The 21,560-nt window shown below is 70.1% G+C and carries 17 protein-coding genes and 1 pseudogene; 8 read left to right on the forward strand and 10 right to left on the reverse strand.

The window, feature by feature from the left end; translation table 11 throughout:
* Nucleotides 1-379: 379 nt before the first annotated feature.
* The 3 genes from VLK66_RS01390 (at nucleotide 380) to VLK66_RS01400 (ending at nucleotide 3,177) form a co-directional block, all read left to right on the forward strand.
* Nucleotides 380-1,159 (forward strand): DUF5715 family protein, encoded by a 780-nt coding sequence (locus VLK66_RS01390; RefSeq protein ID WP_325307247.1) that lies wholly within the window; start codon nucleotides 380-382, stop codon nucleotides 1,157-1,159.
* A 288-nt stretch (nucleotides 1,160-1,447) separates the two neighbouring features.
* Nucleotides 1,448-2,122 carry a hypothetical protein gene (locus tag VLK66_RS01395; protein ID WP_325307248.1) on the forward strand — a complete coding sequence of 225 codons (675 nt, stop codon included), beginning with the start codon at nucleotides 1,448-1,450 and terminating at the stop codon, nucleotides 2,120-2,122.
* Nucleotides 2,123-2,292: 170 nt separating this feature from the next.
* Nucleotides 2,293-3,177, forward strand: coding sequence for a TIGR01777 family oxidoreductase (locus VLK66_RS01400; protein ID WP_325307249.1), 885 nt, complete (start codon nucleotides 2,293-2,295; stop codon nucleotides 3,175-3,177).
* A gap of 174 nt (nucleotides 3,178-3,351) precedes the next feature.
* On the opposite strand, the gene VLK66_RS01405 is transcribed toward VLK66_RS01400, so the two are convergent.
* Nucleotides 3,352-3,879: a hypothetical protein gene (locus tag VLK66_RS01405; RefSeq protein WP_325307250.1), complete on the reverse strand. Its 528-nt coding sequence runs from the start codon at nucleotides 3,877-3,879 to the stop codon at nucleotides 3,352-3,354.
* 281 nt (nucleotides 3,880-4,160) lie between these two features.
* Here VLK66_RS01405 and VLK66_RS01410 point away from each other — a divergent pair, with 281 nt between their 5' ends.
* The 4 genes from VLK66_RS01410 to VLK66_RS01425 all read left to right on the forward strand — a co-directional run bounded on the left by VLK66_RS01410 (nucleotide 4,161) and on the right by VLK66_RS01425 (nucleotide 7,021).
* Entirely contained in the window at nucleotides 4,161-5,132 is a 972-nt protein-coding gene (locus VLK66_RS01410; protein ID WP_325307251.1) for a M48 family metallopeptidase, read from the forward strand.
* A 121-nt stretch (nucleotides 5,133-5,253) separates the two neighbouring features.
* On the forward strand, nucleotides 5,254-6,075 hold the full coding sequence (locus VLK66_RS01415) for an HU family DNA-binding protein (protein WP_325307252.1): 822 nt from the start codon (nucleotides 5,254-5,256) through the stop codon (nucleotides 6,073-6,075).
* A gap of 307 nt (nucleotides 6,076-6,382) precedes the next feature.
* Nucleotides 6,383-6,592 carry a 30S ribosomal protein S21 gene (gene rpsU / locus VLK66_RS01420; protein WP_325307255.1) on the forward strand — a complete coding sequence of 70 codons (210 nt, stop codon included), beginning with the start codon at nucleotides 6,383-6,385 and terminating at the stop codon, nucleotides 6,590-6,592.
* Between the two features lie 219 nt (nucleotides 6,593-6,811).
* Complete coding sequence (locus tag VLK66_RS01425; RefSeq protein WP_325307257.1) at nucleotides 6,812-7,021, forward strand: cold-shock protein; 210 nt, start codon at nucleotides 6,812-6,814, stop codon at nucleotides 7,019-7,021.
* Nucleotides 7,022-7,390: 369 nt separating this feature from the next.
* On the opposite strand, the gene VLK66_RS01430 is transcribed toward VLK66_RS01425, so the two are convergent.
* The 3 genes from VLK66_RS01430 to VLK66_RS01440 form a co-directional block, all read right to left on the reverse strand.
* Nucleotides 7,391-7,699 carry a hypothetical protein gene (locus tag VLK66_RS01430; RefSeq protein WP_325307258.1) on the reverse strand — a complete coding sequence of 103 codons (309 nt, stop codon included), beginning with the start codon at nucleotides 7,697-7,699 and terminating at the stop codon, nucleotides 7,391-7,393.
* Nucleotides 7,700-7,821: 122 nt separating this feature from the next.
* Nucleotides 7,822-8,409 (reverse strand): L,D-transpeptidase, encoded by a 588-nt coding sequence (locus VLK66_RS01435; RefSeq protein ID WP_325307260.1) that lies wholly within the window; start codon nucleotides 8,407-8,409, stop codon nucleotides 7,822-7,824.
* 492 nt (nucleotides 8,410-8,901) lie between these two features.
* On the reverse strand, nucleotides 8,902-10,482 hold the full coding sequence (locus tag VLK66_RS01440; protein ID WP_325307262.1) for a response regulator: 1,581 nt from the start codon (nucleotides 10,480-10,482) through the stop codon (nucleotides 8,902-8,904).
* A 560-nt stretch (nucleotides 10,483-11,042) separates the two neighbouring features.
* On the opposite strand from VLK66_RS01440, the gene VLK66_RS01445 reads away from it, so the two are divergent.
* Complete coding sequence (locus VLK66_RS01445; RefSeq protein WP_325307264.1) at nucleotides 11,043-12,599, forward strand: NAD(P)/FAD-dependent oxidoreductase; 1,557 nt, start codon at nucleotides 11,043-11,045, stop codon at nucleotides 12,597-12,599.
* A 431-nt stretch (nucleotides 12,600-13,030) separates the two neighbouring features.
* On the opposite strand, the gene VLK66_RS01450 is transcribed toward VLK66_RS01445, so the two are convergent.
* The 6 genes and pseudogenes from VLK66_RS01450 to VLK66_RS01475 all read right to left on the reverse strand — a co-directional run.
* Complete coding sequence (locus VLK66_RS01450) at nucleotides 13,031-13,621, reverse strand: hypothetical protein (protein ID WP_325307266.1); 591 nt, start codon at nucleotides 13,619-13,621, stop codon at nucleotides 13,031-13,033.
* Nucleotides 13,618-15,132 (reverse strand): class I adenylate-forming enzyme family protein, encoded by a 1,515-nt coding sequence (locus tag VLK66_RS01455; protein ID WP_325307268.1) that lies wholly within the window; start codon nucleotides 15,130-15,132, stop codon nucleotides 13,618-13,620. Before VLK66_RS01455 ends, VLK66_RS01450 begins: the two co-directional genes overlap by 4 nt.
* A gap of 447 nt (nucleotides 15,133-15,579) precedes the next feature.
* Complete coding sequence (locus tag VLK66_RS01460) at nucleotides 15,580-16,548, reverse strand: PHB depolymerase family esterase (RefSeq protein ID WP_325307270.1); 969 nt, start codon at nucleotides 16,546-16,548, stop codon at nucleotides 15,580-15,582.
* Nucleotides 16,549-17,099: 551 nt separating this feature from the next.
* Nucleotides 17,100-18,128 carry a PHB depolymerase family esterase gene (locus VLK66_RS01465; protein WP_325307272.1) on the reverse strand — a complete coding sequence of 343 codons (1,029 nt, stop codon included), beginning with the start codon at nucleotides 18,126-18,128 and terminating at the stop codon, nucleotides 17,100-17,102.
* A 141-nt stretch (nucleotides 18,129-18,269) separates the two neighbouring features.
* Nucleotides 18,270-20,729, reverse strand: a complete 2,460-nt coding sequence (locus VLK66_RS01470) for a TonB-dependent receptor (protein ID WP_325307274.1) — start codon at nucleotides 20,727-20,729, stop codon at nucleotides 18,270-18,272.
* A gap of 227 nt (nucleotides 20,730-20,956) precedes the next feature.
* Nucleotides 20,957-21,361: pseudogene (locus VLK66_RS01475) on the reverse strand (MaoC family dehydratase); the annotation flags it as partial.
* Nucleotides 21,362-21,560 lie beyond the last annotated feature (199 nt).

The following is a 21,560-nucleotide window of genomic DNA, read 5'->3' on the forward strand; positions in this document are numbered from 1 at the left end:
CGGCCTGAATAGAAAGTTCGCGGCCTGGCCCCCCACCGGCGACTGAAGTCGCAGCAACAACTACGGGAAGCCTCGCAAACTGCGCGAGGCTGATCCGCTCATTCTGTGGCATCAGCGCTCACGACCAATCTCCTTTCATCCTCCGTGGTCGCGCGCAGCGCGGTGTCCGACTCAGGATGACGTCGGCTTGGGGCGACGAGGATGCACGAACTGAATTCCCGGAATCGGTATTAGGGGGCCGGGAGCTCCGATTCCTGTCCGTATCGAAACCCGCGGCGGCGCGATGGTGTATGGTTGACCACGGCCGGCTTGCGGCGTAGCATCCGTTCGCGTCCGGAACCGGCCGCCGTTCCGCTCGACACCGATCCAATCCAAACCCATGCGATACAACCGGATCGTCGCTCCCGTGGCGCTTGCCGCGGCGCTCGGCGTGCTGGCCGTGGATGGCACGCAGGCGCAGACGCTGCGCGGCTCGCGCGGCAGCGTGGAGCGCATGTACGGCCAGGCCAAGCGCCAGGACCTGACCTTCTACCGCACCGGCCGCGGCGTCCGCAGCGCGGCGGCCGAGGGCGAGTTGGTTCGCCTGCGCGGCAACGAGAACTACCGCGTGGCCGACGCGTCGTATCCGTACGCGCTGGCGACCACGCGCACCTTCGTGCAGCGCCTGGCCGCGCAGTACCGCGACGAGTGCGGCGAGAAGCTGGTGATCACCAGCGCCACGCGGCCGCGCTCGGTGCGGCTGCGCAACTCCGTCGCCGAGTCGGTGCACCCGTCGGGGATGGCGGTGGACATCCGCAAGCCGGCGCGCGCGCGGTGCCTGCGCTGGCTGCGGCAGACGCTGCTCGACGTGGAAGGCGAGGGCGTGATCGACGCCACCGAGGAGCACCATCCGCCGCACTTCCACGTGGCCGTCTTCCCCGCGCAGTACGGCCGCTACGTCGCCGCCCGCTCGGAGTCCGGCTCGTCGAAGCGCGCGTCGTCCAGCCGCCGGTCGGGCGGGGAGTCGTCCGGCCGCGCCACCTACCGCGTGCGCCAGGGCGACTCGCTGTGGACCATCGCCCGGCGGCACGGGGTGAGCGTGGCGAAGATCAAGGAGGCCAACGGGATGCGCTCCTCGAACCTTTCCATCGGCCAGCGCATCGTCATCCCCTCGCGCTGAACCCGCATCTAGCCCCGAACCACCCGGCCGCCGTCCTGAATCCAGGGCGGCGGCTCGTGCTTCCAGTCCCCATTCCCACACAGGGGCGCGGAGAAGAGGAGATATGGAGGATTGCGGTGACTTCTCCGTATTCCTGTTTCTCCGTGTCCCCGTGCGGATTCCTTAAGGCGTTGTCATTCAAGGGAATAGGCTGCCTGGAGATGGCACCATGTTTGCTCCTGTCCCTCGTCCACTCCGCGTCGGGCGGAGGCATGGCGGCCGGGGACGACGATCAAGGAGCGAGCGAACATGAACGGACTGATGCGCGGGCTCAAGAGCGCGGTGCTGCTGGGCGCGGGCGTGGCCATCACCGGCTGCAGCCAGCTCGGCGGGCTGGGCAACGTGCTGGGCGGCGTGCTGGGGCCGCAGACGGGCTCGGGGAGCGGCGAGGTGGCGGGGACGGTGCGGTACGTGGACACGCAGCGCCAGATGCTCCAGATCACCACGCAGAACGGGCAGACCGGCAGCGTCTACTTCGACCAGCGCACGCGGGTCGTCTACCAGCAGCAGCAGTACAACGTTACCGCGCTGGAGCAGGGCGACCAGGTGCAGATGCGCCTGCAGCAGGACCAGCAGGGGAACTACTACACCGACTACATCGTGGTCACCCGCAGCGTGCAGGACGCCAACGGCGGGAACAACAACGGCGGCTACAACAACGGCACGTACAACGGCGGCAGCAACAACGGCACCTACAACAACGGCGGCTACGCGCAGGTGGAGGGCCGCGTGACGTGGATGGACCTGCAGCGCGGCCAGTTCGGGCTGAACACCAGCAACCGCGGCACGCTGACGGTGATGATGCCGTACAACTCCAACAACGCCGACGCCAGCCGCTTCCGCAACCTGCGCCAGGGCGACTACGTCCGCGTGGAGGGGCAGCTGGTGAACAACGGCACCCTGCAGCTCCAGCGCTTCTACTGATCCAGCGGTAGATGGAGATGGGGGCGGCTCCTCGCGGGGCCGCCCCTTTTCCGTTCCGCGCGCCGCGGGGTAAGATACCTCTCGCCTCCCGAGCCACCCTAGTCCAACCGCGCCCCAGGATCCCGATGGATGCGAACGCCGCCGCCAGACCCGCCCCGATGCGCGTTGCCGTGGCGGGAGCGTCGGGGCTGATCGGCTCCGAGCTGGTGCGGCGCCTGACGGGCGACGGGCACACCATCCTCCGCCTCGTCCGCCACGCGCCGAAGGGCCCCGGCGAGGTGCGGTGGGACCCCGCGCGCGGCGAGGTGGACGCGGCCGCGCTCGACGGCGTGGACGCGGTAGTGAACCTGGCCGGCGAGAACGTGGGCGAGCGCTGGACCGGCGAGCGCCGCAAGCGCATCCGCCAGAGCCGCGTGGACGCCACGCTGGGCCTCGCGCGCACGCTGGCGGGGCTCGCGCGGAAGCCGCGCGTGCTGGTGAACGCCTCGGCCATCGGCATCTACGGCGAGCGGGGCGACGAGCGGGTGGACGAGATGAGCGCGCCCGGCAGCGGCTTCCTGGCCGAGGTGGTGCGCGAATGGGAGGCGGCCACCGAGCCCGCCTCGGCCGCGGGGATCCGCGTGGTGCTGCCGCGCTTCGCCGTGGTGCTGAGCAAGCGCGGGGGGATGCTGGCGAAGGTGCTCACCCCCTTCCGCCTGGGCGCGGGGGGGACGATGGGGAGCGGCCGCCAGTGGCTGAGCTGGGTCTCGCTCGGCGACGCCGTCGACGTCCTCTACCTCTCGCTGGTCGACGACCGCCTGGACGGCCCCATCAACGTGGTGGCCGGCGCGGTGACGAACGACGAGTTCACGCGCACGCTGGCGCGCGTGCTGAGCCGCCCGGCGCTCGTCCCCGTCCCCGCGTTCGCGCTCAGGCTGGCGTTCGGCGAGATGGCGAACGAGACCATCCTCGTCAGCCAGCGCGCCGATCACCGCCGGCTCACGCAGCTGGGCTACAGCTTCGCCGAGCCCGAGCTGGAGGGCGCGCTCCGGGCTGCGTTGGCGGAGAAGGACTGAACTGAAGTACGAAAGTACGCGAGTACGGAAGTACGATGGTTCGTCGGAGGGCGGAGGGCTCGTCGGGATCTTGGAATCCCCGATCCCTATCTCCCGAACGCGAGAAGGGCGGCCGATTCGCTCGGCCGCCCTTCGCTGTTCCGTACTTCGTACTCCTCGTACTTCCGTACTTCTTCACGAAGCCTTGTTGAACACCATCTTGTACTCCAGCGGCTGCGGGAGCTTGGGCGAGCGCAGGACCACGTGCATGGTCAGCGTGTGGCCGTCCGGCGACACCACGTAGGTGTTGGTGCGCGAGCCGTCCTCGGCGCGGAAGGTCTGCACCAGGCGCCCCTGCTGCCACTCGGTCGACAGGTCGAACTTCTCGCCGTCCTCGCGCGTCCACTTCACCGGCTGCCCGTTGGCCGGGCTCTCGATGGCGTGGCGCGCGTCGAACACCGTGCTGACCTGCTGCGGCGTGTAGTTCACCACCACGCGGCTGTACACCGGGTTGGTGCGGCGCAGCCGGCCGCGCGCGATGGGGCGGGTGATGAAGCTCATCCGGCTCACCGCGGTCTCGATGGCGCGGTTCACATCGTCGCTGGCCGCGCGGTTGATGGTCCACGTTCCGCGCATGGTGGACTCCTGCGCGTTGGCGGCCGCGGGAAGGGCCAGCGCGGCCAGCAGGGGGAGCAGGAGCGTGCGAGTCCGTTGACGGCGCATGGCGGAGCCTCCAAGATGCATGGGTGGGGTGCGAACGGCGGTTGCGGTACGCGGCCGCTCTTCGGCGAGCGCCGGCGGGGTCGGCGGTGTGAGCGGCAATCTACACCGTCCGGACCCGGCGCGGTAGACTGCCGCGAAAGCCTTGCTTCACCACGGGTTACACCACCCCGCCCCCGGAAGTTTCGTTGAAACATCGCCCCGCGCGGCCGCGTACCACCGGCCATGCACGCCGCGCCGAGCCGCGGCGCTCCTCTTCCCGCCTCCCGTGAAGGCCCCGATCCATGCCTGAGCCGCTGCGCCCCAAGCGCATCCTGACCAACATCGACTCGCGCAGCTGGGAGCACCCGGCCGACCGCGCCGCCCTGAACGCGCTGCGCCAGATCCCCGTGTTCGACGAGGTGCTGCGCAAGATCCTGGAGATCTTCGGCGAGAAGGCCACCCGCCTGGCCTTCCTGGCCAGCGCCGTGCGCGTGACCCCCGCGCAGTACGGGCGCGTCCACGCGCTCTACCAGGAGGTCTGCCGCACCCTCGACGCGCCCGCCGAGTACCCGCTGTACGTGACCCAGAACCCCACCCTGAACGCCGCCGCGTACGGGATGTCGAAGCCCTTCATCATCGTGCACGACACGCTGGTGAAGACCTTCGACGACGACGAGCTGCGCTTCGTGCTGGGGCACGAGCTGGGACACGTGATGAGCGGCCACACGCTGTACAACACCATGATCCGCCTTCTCCTGGCCCTGGCGTCGATGGGGTTCCCCATCGTGGGGCTGGCGGCGCGCGCCATCCTGCTGGCGCTGCTGGAGTGGAGCCGCAAGGCCGAGCTGTCGTGCGACCGCGCCGGCATCCTGTCGGTGCAGGACCCCGAGCCGGGGCTGCGCGTGATGCTGAAGTTCGCCGGCGGCACCAGCCCCGAGGCCAACCTGGCCGAGTTCATCCGCCAGAGCGACGAGTACCGCGAAACCGGCGACCTGGGCGACCAGGTCTACAAGGTCCTGAACCTCCTGGGGATGACCCATCCCTTCCCGGTGCTGCGCGTGGCCGAGCAGCGCAACTGGTTCGAGAGCGGCGCGTACGAGCGCATCCTGGCGGGCGACTACATCCGCCGCGGCGAGTCTCCGCCGCCCTACCGCGAGGACTTCGCGGAGGCCTCAAAGTCTTACAGCGAAAGCGCTAAGGAGACTTTCGGGCAGGCGGCCGACGCGGCGCGGAAGGTGATGGACGGCTTCCGCGCGGGGTTCAACCGGGGGTAGCCGGGGGGCGATGCGAGCCGATGCAAGGAACCGCCTAGCAAGAAGTGGAACCGACCTTGCGTGAGGGGTGTTCGGCGCGGACGGGCCGCGCCGCACTTCCGCCCCTGACGGAGAGCCGATCATGAACAAGTCGGAGTTCATCGACGCAGTGGCCGACAAGGCCGAACTCACCAGGGCAGCGGCGGCGCGCGTGGTGGATGCGATCTTCGACACCGCGTCGGGCGCCATCTCCGAGGCAGTGCATGCCGCGGGGTCGCTGTCCATTCCCGGCTTCGGGAAGTTCACCCGCCGCACCCGCGCCTCGCGCACCGGGCGCAATCCACGCACGGGGACCGAGATCAAGATTCCCGAGCGCACCACCGTGAGCTTCAGCGCCGGGCGCGGGCTGAAGGAGCAGCGCAGCACCTCGCGCCGCAAGTCGCCGCTGGCCACGGCGGCGGGCGCGGCGGCCGGCGCGGCGCTGGGCGCGGCCGCGGCAGGGGCGGCCAGCCGGTCCGGCGGCTCTCGCAAGTCTTCGTCGCGCTCGGGCGGAACCACCAGCGGCTCGTCCTCGTCGCGCAGCAGCGGCAGCAAGAGCAGCGGCGGCTCGTCGTCCGGCTCGCGCAGCACGGCATCGAAGAGCGGCGGCTCGTCGTCGAAGAGCAGCGGGTCCAAGAGCAGCGGGTCCAAGAGCAGCGGCGGTGGCTCGTCGTCCAAGAGCAGCGGCTCCAAGAGCGGCGGCGGCTCGTCGTCGAAGAGCGGCGGATCGTCCGGCGGCTCGTCGTCGAAGAGCGGCGGATCGTCTTCCTCCAAGAGCGGCGGATCGTCTTCCTCCAAGAGCGGCGGGTCTTCCTCGAAGAGCGGCGGATCGTCATCCAAGAGCAGCGGTTCCAAGAGCGGCGGGTCGAAGAGCGCCGGGTCAAAGAGCAGCGGCGCGAAGAGCAGCGCCCGCAAGAACTCCTGACGCCAGCGGTTCAGGTTCTCCGGCCCGCGGGGCCGCACCGGCAACGGTGCGGCCCCGTGGCCGTTTTGCAGGTGGATGGAAGATTTCAGGGCGGCGCGGGGACGAGCAGAAGCGTGGCGCGAACGGGGATCGCCTCACTCCCGGCGCCCGATTTTCGAGGGATTGACCGGTGTAGCGGGTGTGTTTATATTGCGCTTTCCGCGCCCCACGCGGACCGATCCAATCGGCATGCGGCACCCGGGGGACCCCAGGATTCGGGTCCCCTCCTGATTTTCCCCACGACACCTGACGCATCCGGAAAACTCGCGTGGTCGAGATCGAGCTTGGCGAGAACGATCGCCTGGACTGGGCCCTCAAGCAGTTCCGCCGCCGCATGATCCGCTCGGGGCTGTTCAAGGACATGCGCCGCAAGCGGTTCTTCGAGAAGCCCAGCGAGGCTCGCAAGGCCAAGACGAAGGCCGCACAGCGCCGCCGCGCCAAGGACCGGCGCAACGCCCGCCGCGCCGCAACGCTGTAGAAGAAAGTCCTGAGTCCCAAGTCCTAAGTCCCAAGTGGGCTCGTCGCTTCGCAGCCCGCTTCTCCGGACGCGAAATGCTGATTCAGGCGGAGATGCACTCGGCACTTAGGACTTAGGACTTAGGACTTAGGACTTAGGACTTCGGTATTTTCACCAGTCGGTCGGCACGGCACGATGCCCGGTACGCCCGACGCACATCAACACACAGGGAGTACCGCGATGCGCACGACCGGCAAGGTGAAGTGGTTCAACGACGCCAAGGGCTACGGGTTCATCACCCCCGAGAACGGCGACAAGGACTGCTTCGTGCACCACTCGGCCATCCAGGCCGAGGGCTTCCGCTCGCTGGCCGAGGGCGAGCGCGTGGAGTTCGACGTGGTCGACGGCGCCAAGGGCCCGTCGGCCGAGAACGTGGTTCGGCTCGGCTGATTCGCCAGCCCGGCACGACGCTGGCGAAGGGGCGCCTCCCGTGCGGGAGGCGCCCCTTCGCGCTGGTGGGCATCGCATCTCCATCTCCGGCTCGATCGCCGGATTCTACTCATCTCCTTCAAACTGCGGTGCGGCTCCGGATGCATCCACGCCGCCCTCTCCCCGCGCCTTGGAGCGCTCGCCCTCTCCCGTACCGGGCGAGGGGGGCTATCCAGCACTCGCGCGGCCTGCAAACTCAACCAGCACGGATACTGCGGCGTGCCGGGATGCCGGAAAGCCACCTCTCCCGGTACGGGAGAGGTGGACGGCCTGAGCCGGCCGGAGAGGGCACGAGGCGTCGGAGGCGCACTCCCGCACTTCCGCACTTCGTCACAGCATCCCGCAGTGCATTGCGCGGACGACGATCTGGTCCTGGCGGAAGCGGCCCTCGAGGGTTTCGCGGTACAGGCGCCACCACTCGCGGTCCTGGTGCTCCGCCATCACCTCGGCCACGATCACCTCGTCGCGGCTCACCTCGCCCTCGTCGTCCTTCCACAGGCCGACGGCGGGGGCGCGGGTGTAGAACGTCGTGCCGCCGAAGCGCTCGGTGAGCTCGCGGCGCACGCGGTCGAACTCGTCGCGCGGAAACGGGCGCTCCTCGTTGTCGCGCAGGGGGAGGAGGATCTGGATCAGGTACACGCCTCACCATCCGTCGTTGTCGTTTCGCGGGAGGGGATGCGGGCGCTGTGCCACGAACGCGCGGTGCGCCGGATCCGCTAGGGGACCCGGCGCACCGCGGAGATCCGCATCTCCCGAACCCGCTACCGGTGGATCTTGATCAGCACCGGGCGCGAGAGGTAGACCTGGCGCGTGGCCGTCACGCTGTCCAGCACGCGGCGGAACCAGCCGGCGGGGCGCGGCTCGCCGCCGTGCTCCATCACCTGCCGGGCCACGGCGATGACCGTGCTGTTGGACATGCGCACGCACCCGTGCGACTCGGCCTCGCCCAGCGAGTCGGTCTCGCGGGTGCCGTGCACGTACAGGTCGGGGTCGCGGAAGAACATCTTCACGCGCCCCATGGGGTTGCGCGGGTCGCCCGGATCGCGCGGGCGCTTGCCGCGGGCCCAGCGCGCGTCGGGCGGAACCCACCGCGGGTTCCATACGATGTGGCGGATGCGGTACTCGCCCGTGGGCGTGGGGTGCGCCGGCTGACCGATCGCCACCGGGTACGAGTTCACCGTCTCGCCGTTGCGCACCACCGACAGCGTACGCGCGGACAGGTCCACGCTCAGGTAGAACTCGTCGTCGCGCGGAGCGGTGGACGCCTCCCCGAGCGGCGCCGGCGCGCCCGCCCCCAGCACCGAAACCGCGAGCGCCGCCGCGGCCAATCCCCTACGCAATCTCGTCATAGACTCTTCACCTCCAAGGGGTTACGCGACCCGTTCGCGCGCCGGAAGTGGAAGGATCATGCCAAACAGATGGTGCGGCCGCGGAGGATCGTGCCCGCTGATGCGAGCAGCCCCGCCGTCTTCGCGCGAGACGGCGGGGCTCGGGGGCGAGGCTCGGAATGCACCGAGCCCGCGAAGCCGCGGACCCGCGCGCGCACAGCCGGTTGCCAGCGGGTTCGGCGGGATTGGGGGCGCGAAGATGCGAGTGAACTCGCGGCTACAACGGCACGCAGTCCGCCTTCGCGGACTTCAGTGGCGAGACAGAGTCTGGCGCGGCGAGCGGATGGTGGAGCAGCGTTGAGTTCTCCCCTCCCCCGCGCAGCGGGCGGAGGGCCGGGGAAGGGGGGCCAGCCTGGCGGGCAGGATGTCTCCCCGACGCAAAGTTGCCGGGGCGCTGTTCGCACTCAGCACTCAGCACTCAGCACTCAGCACTCAGCACTCAGCACTTCTACTTCATCCCCTCACCCGCTCCAGCCGGTTGCGAATTCGCGCGATGAGCTCGGGGCCCACGAACGGCTTCCCGACGAAGTCGTCCGCGCCGGCGGCGAACACGCGGTAGACGGTCTCGGGCTCGGTGCGGCTGGTCAGGAAGACGATGGGGAGCGAGCGGCGGCGCGGGTCGGCGCGCACCACGCGGCACAGCTCGATGCCGTTCACGTGCGGCATCTCGATGTCCAGCACCAGCAGGTCCGGGTCGACCTCGCCCAGGCGCGTCCAGAAGTGAAGCGGGTCGTTGCAGGTGTGCACGTCCAGGTGCTGCGGCCCCAGCACCGCGCGCAGCGCCGCCAGCATCTGCTCGTCGTCGTCCACGCACAGCACGCGCGCCCGTTTCGCGCCGGGAGCGGGAAGGATCGCGGCGACGGCTTCGCGCAGCGCGTCGGCGGCGAGCGGCTTCTGCAGGAAGCTGCGCGCGCCGAGCTGCACCGCGCGCAGACGGTCCGGCAGTGCCCCGCGCGCCGTGGCGACCACGATCGGCGCGCCGGGAAAGCGCCGCCCCACCTCGGCCAGCGCGCGCCAGTCGCTGGTCGCGTCCGGCGCCGAGACGTCCAGCAGCACGGCGTCCGGCTGCCCCGCGACCGCGTCTCCATCCCCCGCCACCTCCACGCGCAGCGACGCGGACGCGACCTCGCCGCGCACCGTCTGCGCCAGCGCGGGATCGCCGGTCAGCACCAGCAGCAGGGGGATGGAGGACGATCCGGGCACCGGTGCCGCCGGTGTCGCAACCGGAGCGGGCGCGGCGGGCTGCTCCTGGCGCGACTCGATCATCCGGCGCAGCGATTCGGCCGCGGCCACGAGTTGCGCGCCGTCCTCCGGCTTCAGGAAGCGCCCGCCGCCGAAGACGGTTTCCAGCTCGCGCGCCACCCGCGTGCCGTCCGGGAGCCCGAAGGTTCCGAGCGCGCCGGAGAGGCGGTGCGCCTCGTCGGTCGCCTGCTGGCGCATCGCGCCGTTCAGCCGCCCGTCCGCGGTGGCGCGGGCGGCGCGCTCCAGCACGGCTACGCGCTCCAGCATCGCGCCCCGCGCGCGCGTCCACAGCTGGCCCACGGCGGCGGACACGTTCTCCCGCGTCGCCGCGGGAGCGGGCTGCGCGAGCGGCGGCGGTGGCGCGACGGGAGCGGCTGCGGGCGCGGGCGATGCGGCCGCGGCGGGGACCGGCTGCTGCGCGGCGACGTCGATCATCTGCGTGATCGTGCGCAGCAGCTCCGCGCGGTCGAGCGGGTGGAAGAGGATGCGCTCCACCCGCAGCTCGCGCACGAGGCGGTCGAGCACGGACTCGTCCACGCCGCGCTCGCCGGGCTCCAGCGTCACGATCACCGGCACCGCCGCGCCCTGCGCCGACGCGCGGAGCTTCCGCAGCGCGTCCATCGTCTCGTCCGCGCCGATCGCCAGGTCCAGCAGCAGAAGCCCCGCGTTGCCGCGGGCGTGGTCCGCCGCCTCGTCCGCGCCGAAGGCGACCTGCACGGCCACGTTCGGGAGGCGCTCGGCCAGCCAGGTGGCGAAGTGGCCGGGAAGCCCGGCGATCAGGATCGATTTCACGGTTCGCGCTGCAGTCGGCCGCGGGTGATGATGCTTCCGGCGTCGCCCGGAAGGGGCCGCAAGATACCCGTCCAGCGTTCGTTCCGCCATCCGCCCATGCCCCTGCCGCGAGGCGGACATTCCAGTTCACACATCCGCGGACGTCATCCTGAGTCGGACACCGCGCTGCGCGCGACCACAGAGGATGAAAGTCGGGCGCCCAGAATAACACAATCTGGACTGACTTTCTATTCAGGCCGACCACACCGCAACCTGCGCCCACGAAAGAGCTTGCAGGCGGAAGGATCTATCGCCGGATGACACGTCAGTCTGGCCCGCGCACCGAAGCATCGGCGCGCGATCCGGCCGACGTGCTGCCGCACCTGTAGATCCTTCGGCCTGCATGCATTCGGGCACGCCAGGCATCCGTGTGGCCGGCCTCAGGATGACGTCATCACCTCTTCGGAAACGGTTTGCGACAAGCGGTTCATCCCCATCTCCCGCCCTTCATCCCCCGTCTCCGCCATTCATCACACTTGCGTCGGATGGAGGGTCGGATGCTCGTTACACGTGAAGGAGGAATGGCGACGGGAACACACGCGCGGGTGACGGCAATGGAGCGCATCGGCATCGTGGGCGCGGGGCTGAGCGGGCTGGTGACGGCGAAGACGTTCCTGGAGGAGGGCTTCGGCGTCACCGTGTTCGAGACGGAGGACGAGGTCGGCGGCGTGTGGGCGCGCTCGCGGCGCTACCCCGGCTTGGCGACGCAGAACCCCCGCGACACCTACGCGTTTTCCGACTTTCCCATGCCCGCGTCGTACCCGGACTGGCCCGGCGGCGAGCAGGTGCAGGCGTACCTGGCGGCGTACGCGGACCGCTTCGGCGTGACCCCGCACGTGCGGCTGCGCACGCGCGTCACCCGCGCGGAGCCGCGCACCGATGCGCGCGCGGGGTGGCGCGTGACGGCCGCGGCCGCGGACGGGCGCGAAGAGGCGCACGACGTCGACTGGCTGGTGGTGTGCAACGGCGTGTTCAGCGAGCCGTTCATCCCCGACCTACCCGGGCGCGCGGAGTTCGAGGCGGCGGGCGGGCGCGTGCTGCACACCACGCAGCTGCACGACGCCGCCGAAGTGACGGGGAAGCGCGTGGCCGTGGTCGGCTACGCCAAGTCCGCCGCGGACGTGGCCTGCGCCGCGGTGGAGACGGCGCGCGAGGTGACGCTCGTCTTCCGCCGCGCGCTGTGGAAGATGCCGAAGTACTTCTTCGGGCGCGTGCACCTGAAGTACGTGCTGGCCACGCGCTTCAGCGAGGCGCTGTTCCGCTGGCGCCATCCCGAAGGGGTCGAGCGCGTGCTGCACTCCGCCGGAAAGCCGCTCGTGTGGCTCCTCTGGCGCGGGATCGAGCGGACGCTGCGGCGCTCGTTCGCGCTGGACGCGCACGGGCTGACGCCCGAGGCGCCGATCGACCGGATGGTGGGGTGCACGCTGAGCCTGGCGTCGGGCGGCTTCTTCGACCACGTGCGAAGCGGGCGCCTGCGGGTGCAGCGCGGCGAGCCGGCGCGGTTCGCGGACGGCGCGATCGAGCTGGGGGATGGGACGCGGGTGGAGGCCGACGTGGTGGTGTTCGGGACCGGCTTCCAGCAGGGCGCAGCGTTCCTCCCCGAGTGGGTGGCGGAGCGCGTGCGCGGGGAGGACGGCAACTTCCGCCTGTACCGCAGCATCCTGCCGCCGGACGTGCCGCGGCTGGCGTTCATCGGCTACAACAGCAGCCTGTACTCGCAGCTCACGTCGGAGATCGGCGCGCGGTGGCTGGTGGAGCACGCGCGGGGGCGGTTCGAGATCCCGTCGCAGGCGGAGATGCGGCGGCGCATCGAGGAGCGGCTGGCGTGGCTGAAGGCGGAGCGCCCGGACTCGGTGATGAACGGCATCTGCGTGATCCCCTTCAACTTCCACCACATCAACGAGCTGCTGCGCGACCTGGGCGCGCGCACCTGGCGCTCGCGCAACCGCCTGCACGAGTACATGATGCCCGTCGACCCGTCGCTTTACGCCGGCCTCCGCGCGGAGCTGCAGGACCGCCGCCTCCGCCGCGCCACCCCGCGCGAGCCGGGAGTCGCACGACCGACATCAGTAGGGTGACTGGGCCTCGTCGCGTCCCCCGCCGACGTCATCCTGAGGCCGGCCAAACCGTTGCCGGGGCATGCATTAGTGCCTGCAGGCCGAAGGATCCATAGCCGGTCCAGCAGGTCAGCATGGGAATCGCCGCGAGTGCCCCACCCTGCTCCTTCGAAACAACTCCGTCCTGAATTTCGGCGCGAATCTCGAAATCACGTGCTCGAACAGTATGGATCCTTCGGCCTGCAACGTTCAGTGCAAGTGCAGGTTACCGTGTGGCCGGCCTCAGGATGACGTCTCGTTTGATTCGGGCAATTCGATGAGTTGCTGTTCACCTCTCCAGCAGTTTGGGAGAGGTCGAAAAATCGAGGAGGAGAAGACGGCGGTATGTCTTCTCCTCCTCGATTTTTCGGGAGAGGGCCAAAGGGCGTGAGGCTCGGAGTCGATGCTCGTTCCTACTCCTTGGCCCCCTGCGGCTGCTCCCAGTGCAGCTCCCACTCGCAGAAGGCGTCGCCCTCGACGGCGCAGCGGACGTGGCGGACGGCCGGGCGCACGCCGCCGGCCAGCTCGGTCGCGCGCAGCAGCCCGCCCGTCTGGCGGCGGCAGAACACGGGGTCGCCGGGAAAGCCGACCAGGCGCAGCACCGCGCGGCCGGGCTCCGCCTCCACCACCTCCATGTTGCCGGGCTGGTAATAGAGACGGAAGAGGGAGACGGGCTGCACCAGGAACTCCAGCGGGTCCTTCTTGCGCAGGATGCCGCCGTACAGCTCCACGCCCATCGACTGGATGGAGTACGCGCCGGACTTCTCCGGCCACCCCTGGTCGCGCCGCCCGATCTCCGCCTCCACCGCGTCCCACAGCGCGCGCAGCAGCTCGATCGGCACCTCGCCCGTGGCCGGGGCGGCTTCCACGCGGCGGCGCTCGTCCTCGCCCAGGCGCGCCAGGACGGCGGCGGCCGCGCCGGCGCCGTGCTCGGCCTCGACGTAGCGCAGGGTGGAGCGGAGGGTGGATCCCTTCGCGTGCGGCGCGGCCAGGACGGCGCTCATGGGCGCGCCTCCGCCAGCGCGCGGCGGTCCGGCTTGCCCGAGCCCAGCCGCGGGATCTCGGGGAGGAAGACGACCGAGCGGGGCACCTTGTACCCGGCCAGCCGCGCCCGCGCGTGCGTCACCACGTCGACCTCCGTGAGCCTGGTTTCCCCTCGCGGGACGATGAAGGCGCGCCCCACCTCGCCCCAGCGCTCGTCCCGCACGCCGACGACCACGACCTCGGCCACGCCAGGGCAGTCGGCCAGCGCCGCCTCGACCTCGCCGGGAAAGACGTTCTCGCCGCCGGAGATGAACATCTCCTTGCGCCGCCCGCAGATGCGGAACGCGCCGTCCGCCTCGCGCGCGGCCAGGTCTCCCGTCCGCAGCCATCCATCTTCCGTGAACGCCTCGGCCGTCTTCTCCGGGTTGCGAAGGTACCCGGCGAACACCTGCGGGCCGCGCAGCAGCAGCTCGCCCGGCTCGCCCGGCGCCGCCTCCGTGCCGTCCTCGCGCTCCACGCGCATCTCCAGCATCGGCACGGGCCAGCCGACCACGCCGGGGCGCCGGACTGCCTGGTCGGCGGGCATGGCGAAGCAGTTGGGGCCGCACTCCGTCAGCCCGTACCCCTCGCGCAGCCGGTAGCCCGCCGCGCGGACGCGCTCCGCCAGCGCGGCGGGGAGCGGCGCGCCGCCGGACATGAAGGTGCGCAAGCTGGGGAGTGGCGATCCCCACTCGCGGCCCTCCATCAGCATCAGCAGCATGGTGGGAACGGTGAGGGCGACGGTGATCCCCTCGTCGCGGATCCCCTGCATGTAGCTGTCCGCGTCGAACTGGTCGAACAGCACCACCTTGCCGCCGCGGAACCAGAGCGGCGTGGCGAAGACGTTCCATCCCCCCGTGTGGAAGAAGGGGGTGGAGACGGGGGCCACGTCGCCCGCGCCCAGCTCCCACGCGGTCGTGGTGGCGACGGCGTTGTAGAAGATCTGGCGGTGCGGGAGGATGGCGCCCTTGGGGCGGCCGGTGCTCCCGGAGGTGTAGAGGACGAGCCACGGGTCCTCCGCGTCCACCTCCACGTCGCCGGCCGATGGACCGCCGCGGGCCAGCAGCGCGGGCGCGGCGGCGTCCAGGTCGATCCACCGCGCCTCGCCGATGCCGCGGAGCGCGTCCTCGGCGCGGGCGCGGAAGCGGTCCTCGCCGAGCACCAGCCTGGGGCGCGCGTCGTCCAGGATCGGCGCGAGCTCGGGTGCGGCGAGGCGCCAGTTCAGCGGAAGTAGCGCCGCGCCGATGCGGCCGCAGGCGAAGAACGCCGCGGCCATCTCGCTGCGGTTTCCCGCCAGCGTCGCCACGATGTCGCCGCGGCCGATGCCCTGCGCGCGCAGGAGCGCGGCCCAGCGGTCGGCGGCGGCGTCCAGCTCGGGGTAGGTCAGCCGCTCGCCGCGCGCGCGGTCCACCAGCGCGTGCCGCTCGCCCGCCAAGCGCCGCCAGAAGCGGAGCGGGTCGGGGCGGCGGGGGAAGTTCGGGACTGCGTTCATCGTGTTCGTACCGGTTCGTGCGCTTCCGATTCATCCATGGTCAATCGCATTCCGCGGCGGCGGTGGGGGCGCTTCGCGCCGGGGGAGAACTCATCGCGGGCGCATCTGCGGCGCGCGCAGGAAGCCTCTTCACTTCCCCGCATTCCTCCGCTCCACCCGATGACGTCATCCTGAGGCCGACCACACCATCAGCGCGGAATTCACGATCCTGTGCAGGCCGAAGGATCTATAACTTCGGCCGCACGTCCGCCGGGTGACGTGCATCGACTGGCTATGGATCCTTCGGCCTGCCGTCATCCTGCCGGACGCGCGTTCGGCGTGGCCGGCCTCAGGATGACGTCTCTTTTGCGCCTGCGCTGGCCACGCACCGGGAAGTCCGCGAAGGCGGACTGTGTGCCGTTGTAGCCGCGACTTCAGTCGCATTTTTACACACGACTCGCATCCTCCTCACCGCGAATGGGCGAGGAGGAAGTCGAGGATGAGGCGCGAGGCGTCGGGTCCCCGGGCGTCGGTGTACGTGCCCTCGGGCGAGCCGCCGGACCAGGCGTGGCCCAGGCCGTCCACGATCACCAGCTCGATGGCGGGCTTCCCGTCGGCGCCGCTCCAGCGCGTGCGCTCCACGCCCAGGCCGCCCTCCGTCGAGCGCTGGACGGGGGATGAGGAGACGCCGAGCACGCCCGCCCACTGCCCCGCCAGCTGCCGCGAGTTCATCGGCGACACCACTGCGTCGGCGCCGCCGTGGATGGCGATGAGCGGCATGGCGCGTCCGCCGAGCGCGTCCTGCAGCGCGTACGCGAGGATGGCCGGGTCCGGGCTCCCGCCGCGCATCACGGCCAGCGCGTGCGGCACGTCCGAGGCTGCGCGATACGGGATGCCGGAGTGCGAGCCGATAGCCGCGAAGAGGTCGGGGTAGCTGGCCGCCACGTTCACCGCCATCGCCGCGCCGGCGGAGACGCCGACGATGTAGACACGGCGCGGGTCGATCGCATGCCCTGCCATCACCTCGCGCGTGATCCCGGCGATGACGGCGGGCTCGCCGCGCGACGCCGCCTGGTGCGCGGGGTCGAACCAGCTCCAGCACTTCTGCACCTGCATGGCCGCCGGCTGCTCCGGCCAGGCGACCAGCACCCCGGCCTCGCCCGCCAGCGCGTTGAAGCGCGTTCCCCGCGCGAAGTCGTCGGGGTCCTGCGTGCAGCCGTGCAGCATCACCACCAGCGGCGCGGCGCGCGCGGCGTCGTGACCGGCGGGGACGAAGAGCCGGTAGCGCCGCGACCCCGCATCTCCCGACCAGGTGTGCCACTCGAAGGTGCCGGCGGCGCGCGCGTCTCCGGCGGGCTGCTGCGCGGCGGCGTCGGGGGCGGTGCTGGTCATGGTCACGGCTGCCAGGGTGGTGATGAGTGCGCGGTGGATCGTCATCCCCAAGATCTTCATCCCCAAATCTGTGCGAGGATCGTACGTCGATCGAAAATCGCGAAAGATCGTGATCGCGAAAGGTCGTGGTTCGCGAAGGTCGTGATCGCGAAAGGTCGTGGTTCGCGAAAATGCGACTGAAGTCGCGGCTACAACGGCACGCAGTCCGCCTTCGCGGCGCCTTCGCGGACATCATTTCTGTGCGGGGACGGGCGACGGTGCGAACATTGAAACCCCGTCCATGAGGAGCAATCGCGTGGACACCACTGCGGTTCTCCCCCATAGACGTCATCCTGAGGCCGGCCACACCGCCGTCGCGGCATCCACGGTCATTTGCAGGCCGAAGGATCTATAACTTCCGCCGCACGTCCGCCGGTTCACGCTCATCGACCGGATCCTTCGGCCTGCCGTCATCCTCGCCGCCGCAATTTCTGCGTGGCCGGCCTCAGGATGACGTCTTTCCTGCTCACCTCGTGACCAGTCCGCGGAGGCGGACTGTGTGCTGTTGTAGCCGCCACTTCAGTGGCATCTTCCGCCCCCACCCTGCCCCGAATCCCCTAGAACCCGAAGAAGTCCACGATGATCTGGCTGGCGTCCGGGGCGCAGGCATCGGTGTAGGTGCCGGCGCTGCTGCCGCCGGGCCAGCGGTGGTCCATCCCGCTGATCACGTAGCGGCGGACCACGGTCTGGCCGTTCGCGCTGTTGTTGTAGTCGTAGCGCGTGTACGCGCGGCACGCCGTGCCCGTCACCGTGGCGTCGGCCGTGTAGTCGACGTTGCCGTTGTCGCTGCCGTCGGCCAGGTCGTTGGTCTGCGTCCACTGCTGCGTGGTCTGCGCGGCGTTCACCGGGTTCACCGTGCCGTCCGCGGTGCCGTGGAATACCAGCGTGGGGATCACCCGCTTCCCGCCCGTCGCCTGCCGCGTGGAGCAGTCCGTCCCCATCGCGTTGGGGTCGTAGATGCTGCCGAACAGCATCGCGTTCGTCCCGCCGCTGGACGTCGTCGCCGCGCCGTACTGCACGCCCGCGACCTCGGCCAGCTTCCGCACCCGGTCCGGGTAGGTGCACGCCATGATCGTCGCCATCGCGGCGCCGGCGCTGAAGCCGGCCACGCCCACGCGGTTCGAGTCGATGGCGTAGTGGGCCTTCACCCAGTCGATCATCCCCGCGATCACGCTGGGCTCGCCGGAGCCGCGCACCTGGTTGGAGGTGTAGAACCAGTTCCAGCAGTCGCCGGGGTTGTACGCCGTCCCCTGCTCGGGGTAGAGGACGATGAAGTTGCGGCTCTCGGCGAACGAGTTCATCCGCGTCCCCGCCGCGAAGTCGTAGCCGTCCTGCAGGCACCCGTGCAGCATCACCATCATCGGCCGCGCCGTCCCCGTGTACGTGGAGGGGATGTAGACGCGGTAGAAGCGCGCGCCGTAGATGCTGCTGAAGGTGCCGTCGATCCACGTCCCCGTGGCCGCCGCCATGATCGCGGGCTTCGGCGGAACGGGCAGGTCCTCGGGGAGCTCGTCGGCGGAGCAGGCGCCCAGCGCAAGCATGGCAACGGTCGATAGCAGGACTGCGGCGGTGCGGGTGCGGCGCATGGACGGCTCCTCCGGACGGGTTTCGGGCGCGAACTCCGGGAGCACTGCAACCACAGGAAAGTGCGGAAGCGCGTGAGTGCGGGAGTGCGCTGGACTCGAGCGAATCCAGCGCACTTCCGCACTTCCGCACTCACGCACTCGTCACCTCGTATCCACCCGCACGCCCAGGAACACCATCGTGCCGATCGCCGGCATGTTGATCATCTCGGTGTGCTTCACGCCGAAGCCGCACGACGCGCCCTCGTCCGGCAGGCTGACGTCGTTCGCGCGGCAGTTGAACAGGTTGGCGACCGCCAGGTTCAGCTGCGAGTGGAACTGCGGCAGCCGGTACCCCACGTTCACGTCCAGCGTGTTGAAGGTGGGGATGTGGCCCTTGTTGATCCCCGAGTTGAAGCGGTAGCCGTTCACGTAGCGGAAGGTGGCCCCGCCGTTCCAGCGGCCCAGGTCGCGCGCGTGCACGCCCAGCGTGAACTTGCTGGTGGGCGAGTTCAGCGCGGTGGCCTCGCGGTCGGTGGCCAGGTTGGTGTTGATGCCGGTGATGCGGTCCAGCTTCAGCAGCGACACCGTGCCGGTGAAGTCCACCCTGGGGCTCAGGATGTACCCCAGCGAGGCGTCGGTGCCGTAGATGGTGGCGTTGCCCAGGTTGAAGTAGGTGAGCACCACCTGCGGCTGGCTGGTCTCGCTCACGAACGGCTGGTTGTCGGCGTTGTTGTACGCCACGGTGGCTGCGCCGCCCGTGGCGTACGGGTTGGCGATGGTCACCAGCGGGCTCAGGAAGTTCTGGTAGCGCGAGTAGTACCCGGCCACGTCCACGAACAGCCGCCCGTTGATGAGCCCCTTGTAGCCCGCCTCCCAGGTGGTGTTGCGCTCGGGAACCAGCGGGTTGTACACGCGCACCACCGAGTTGTCCGACGCCTTGCGCACGGTGATGCCGTCACGGTTGCCGAACACCCCGAACACGCTGACGAAGTTGGGGATCCAGAAGTTGGTCTGCAGGGTGCTGGGGCTCTTGAACGCGCGGTTGTAGAAGAGCCGGAAGGTGTGTCCCTGCACCGGGGTGAAGAGCAGGCCGGCCTTGGGCGAGAACTGCGGGTCGTAGTTCTCGTGGTCGTCGTAGCGCGCGGCCAGCAGCAGGCGCAGCTGGGGCAGCAGCGGCGTCTCGGTCTGCGCGTACACGCCCCACTGGTCGATCTTCAGGTCCTCGCCGGTCAGGCGGTCGGTCAGCCACTGGCGGTCGCTGCTCACGATGTCGTGGCGATACTGGCCGCCCCAGGTGACCTGCGTGTTCAGCAGCGGCAGGACGCGGAAGTTGTTCTGCACCTCGGCCGCGTACAGCTGCCCGTCGCTGGGCCAGTCGCTCATCCGCCGCACCGAGTCGTCGCTGATGGTGCCGGGGGTGGCGGCGCGGTTGGTGGTGTAGCGGTTGGCCGCGTAGCTGTCGCCGGCGTTGCTCTCGGTGCGGTAGGCGCTGGCGTACCAGTGCGGGTTGGTGGCCCGCAGCTGGATCACGTTGTACGTCCAGTCCACCAGCTGGTTGCGCCCCACGTTGGTCTGGCCCACGCCGTTGGTGCGGCTGTAGCCGCCCGTCAGCGACAGCTGCGCGTCGCCCGCGTAGCGGATCAGCTGGCCGTAGCCGCGCAGCACGTTGCTGTTCCAGTCCAGCCCCGACGTGTCACCGACCGAGGTCTCCCACACGCCGGTGGCGCCCGACGAGTGGATGCGGTTGCTCCAGTCGTTGAACGAGTTCCACTCGCCCGACAGCTTGTATCCCCAGTTCCCCCGCGCCCCGGCCACGCGCCCCTGCAGGTCGTAGTACGAGCGGTTGGCGCCGGTCACCTCGAAGCTCATGCCGGGATAGTCGCGCGGGTCCTTGCTCTGCAGCGTCAGCACGCCGTTGGACGCGTCGGCGCCGTACAGCGCGCTGCCGGGGCCCACCACCACCTCGATGCCCGAGAGGTCGATCTTGGGGATGGGGGTGAACGAGCCCACCGGCAGCCCGTTCTCGGGAAGCACGCCGATGCGGCCGTCCTCCAGCATGAGCATGCGGTTGTTGAACGACGAGTTGAAGCCGCGCGCGTTCACCGCCACGCTGGTCATCCCCACCTGCACGAAGTCCAGCCCGGTGGCCTGCTTCAGCGCGCCCACGAAGGCGTTCCCCGGCGTCTCGGCCAGCTGCTCGGCGCTCACGCGGGTGATGGTGGCGGGGCTCTCGGAGCGGCGCTCGGCGCGGCGGCTGGCCGACACCACCATGGCGTCCAGCTCCACGTTGTTCTCTTCGAGGCGGACGGAGACGAGCGTCTCCTCGCCCGGGCGCACGGTGACGTCGCTGTTGTGCGCCACGAAGCCGGGCATGGAAACGCGCAGCCGGTGCACGCCCTGCGGCACGCCGCCCAGGGTGAACTGGCCCAGCGTGTTGGCCACGGTGCTGAAGCGGGTGCCGGTGATGCTGACCTGCGCCGCCGAGACGGCGCGGCCGTCCGGCCCGGAAACGGTGCCGCGGATGGTGCCGGTCTGCGCGGCCGCGAACGCCGGCAGGAGCGCCAGGACCGCCGCCAGCAGGAGTGCGCGCCAGGCCTGGCGCAGGGTGCCGCTGCTGCTCATGGAAGGAGTCTCCATGTTGGGGACACGGTGTGCGACGCGGTCGCGTGCGCACGGGTTGGACTTCAACTACGAGTGCCGAGTGCTGAGTGCTGAGTGCTGAGTCCTAAGTCCTAAGTCCTAAGTCCTAAGTGAACTCAGCTTGGGACCGGCTTTCAGCTCGCTCCGACTGCTGCCGGCTCGCGGTCCACCATCTCCGGTTGGGAGATGGGGATCGGGGAGGCGCGGGGTTCGGGGAGCATCACCATCGCCTCGCCGTCGATCACCGTTTCGCCGCGGTGGTTGATGACGGTGGTGGCGAGGCGAACGCGGCGTTTCGGGGCGATGACCTCGGCCACCTCGACGCGGGCCGTCACCGTGTCGCCGATGCGGACCGGGCGGACGAAGCGCAGGTTCTGCGAGAGGTAGATGGTGCCCGGGCCGGGAAGCCGCATCGCCAGCACGGTGCTGATGAAGCCGGCCGACAGCATCCCGTGCGCGATCCGCCCGCCGAACATCCCGGCGTCCGCCTCCACGGCGTTCACGTGCGCGGGGTTGAAGTCGCCCGTGATGCCGGCGTACAGCACCACGTCGGTCTCCGTCACCGTCTTCGCGAACTCGGCCGTCTGCCCGACGGCGATCTCTTCCAGGCGCATCCGCTGCTCGCTCAAAATCGTTCGTTCGTCCGAGAGCCGGGCGAATCCGCCCGCTCGCTTCCTCCTGGCCGAAGGTGCCACTGAAGTGGCGGCTACAACGGCACACAGTCCTTCGGACTTCAACTCCGTGCCTGCCTTCCCATCATCCGGATCCCAATCTTTTACTTGGGACTTAGGACTCAGGACTCAGGACTTCTTT

Source organism: Longimicrobium sp. (assembly GCF_035474595.1).
GTDB lineage: Bacteria > Gemmatimonadota > Gemmatimonadetes > Longimicrobiales > Longimicrobiaceae > Longimicrobium.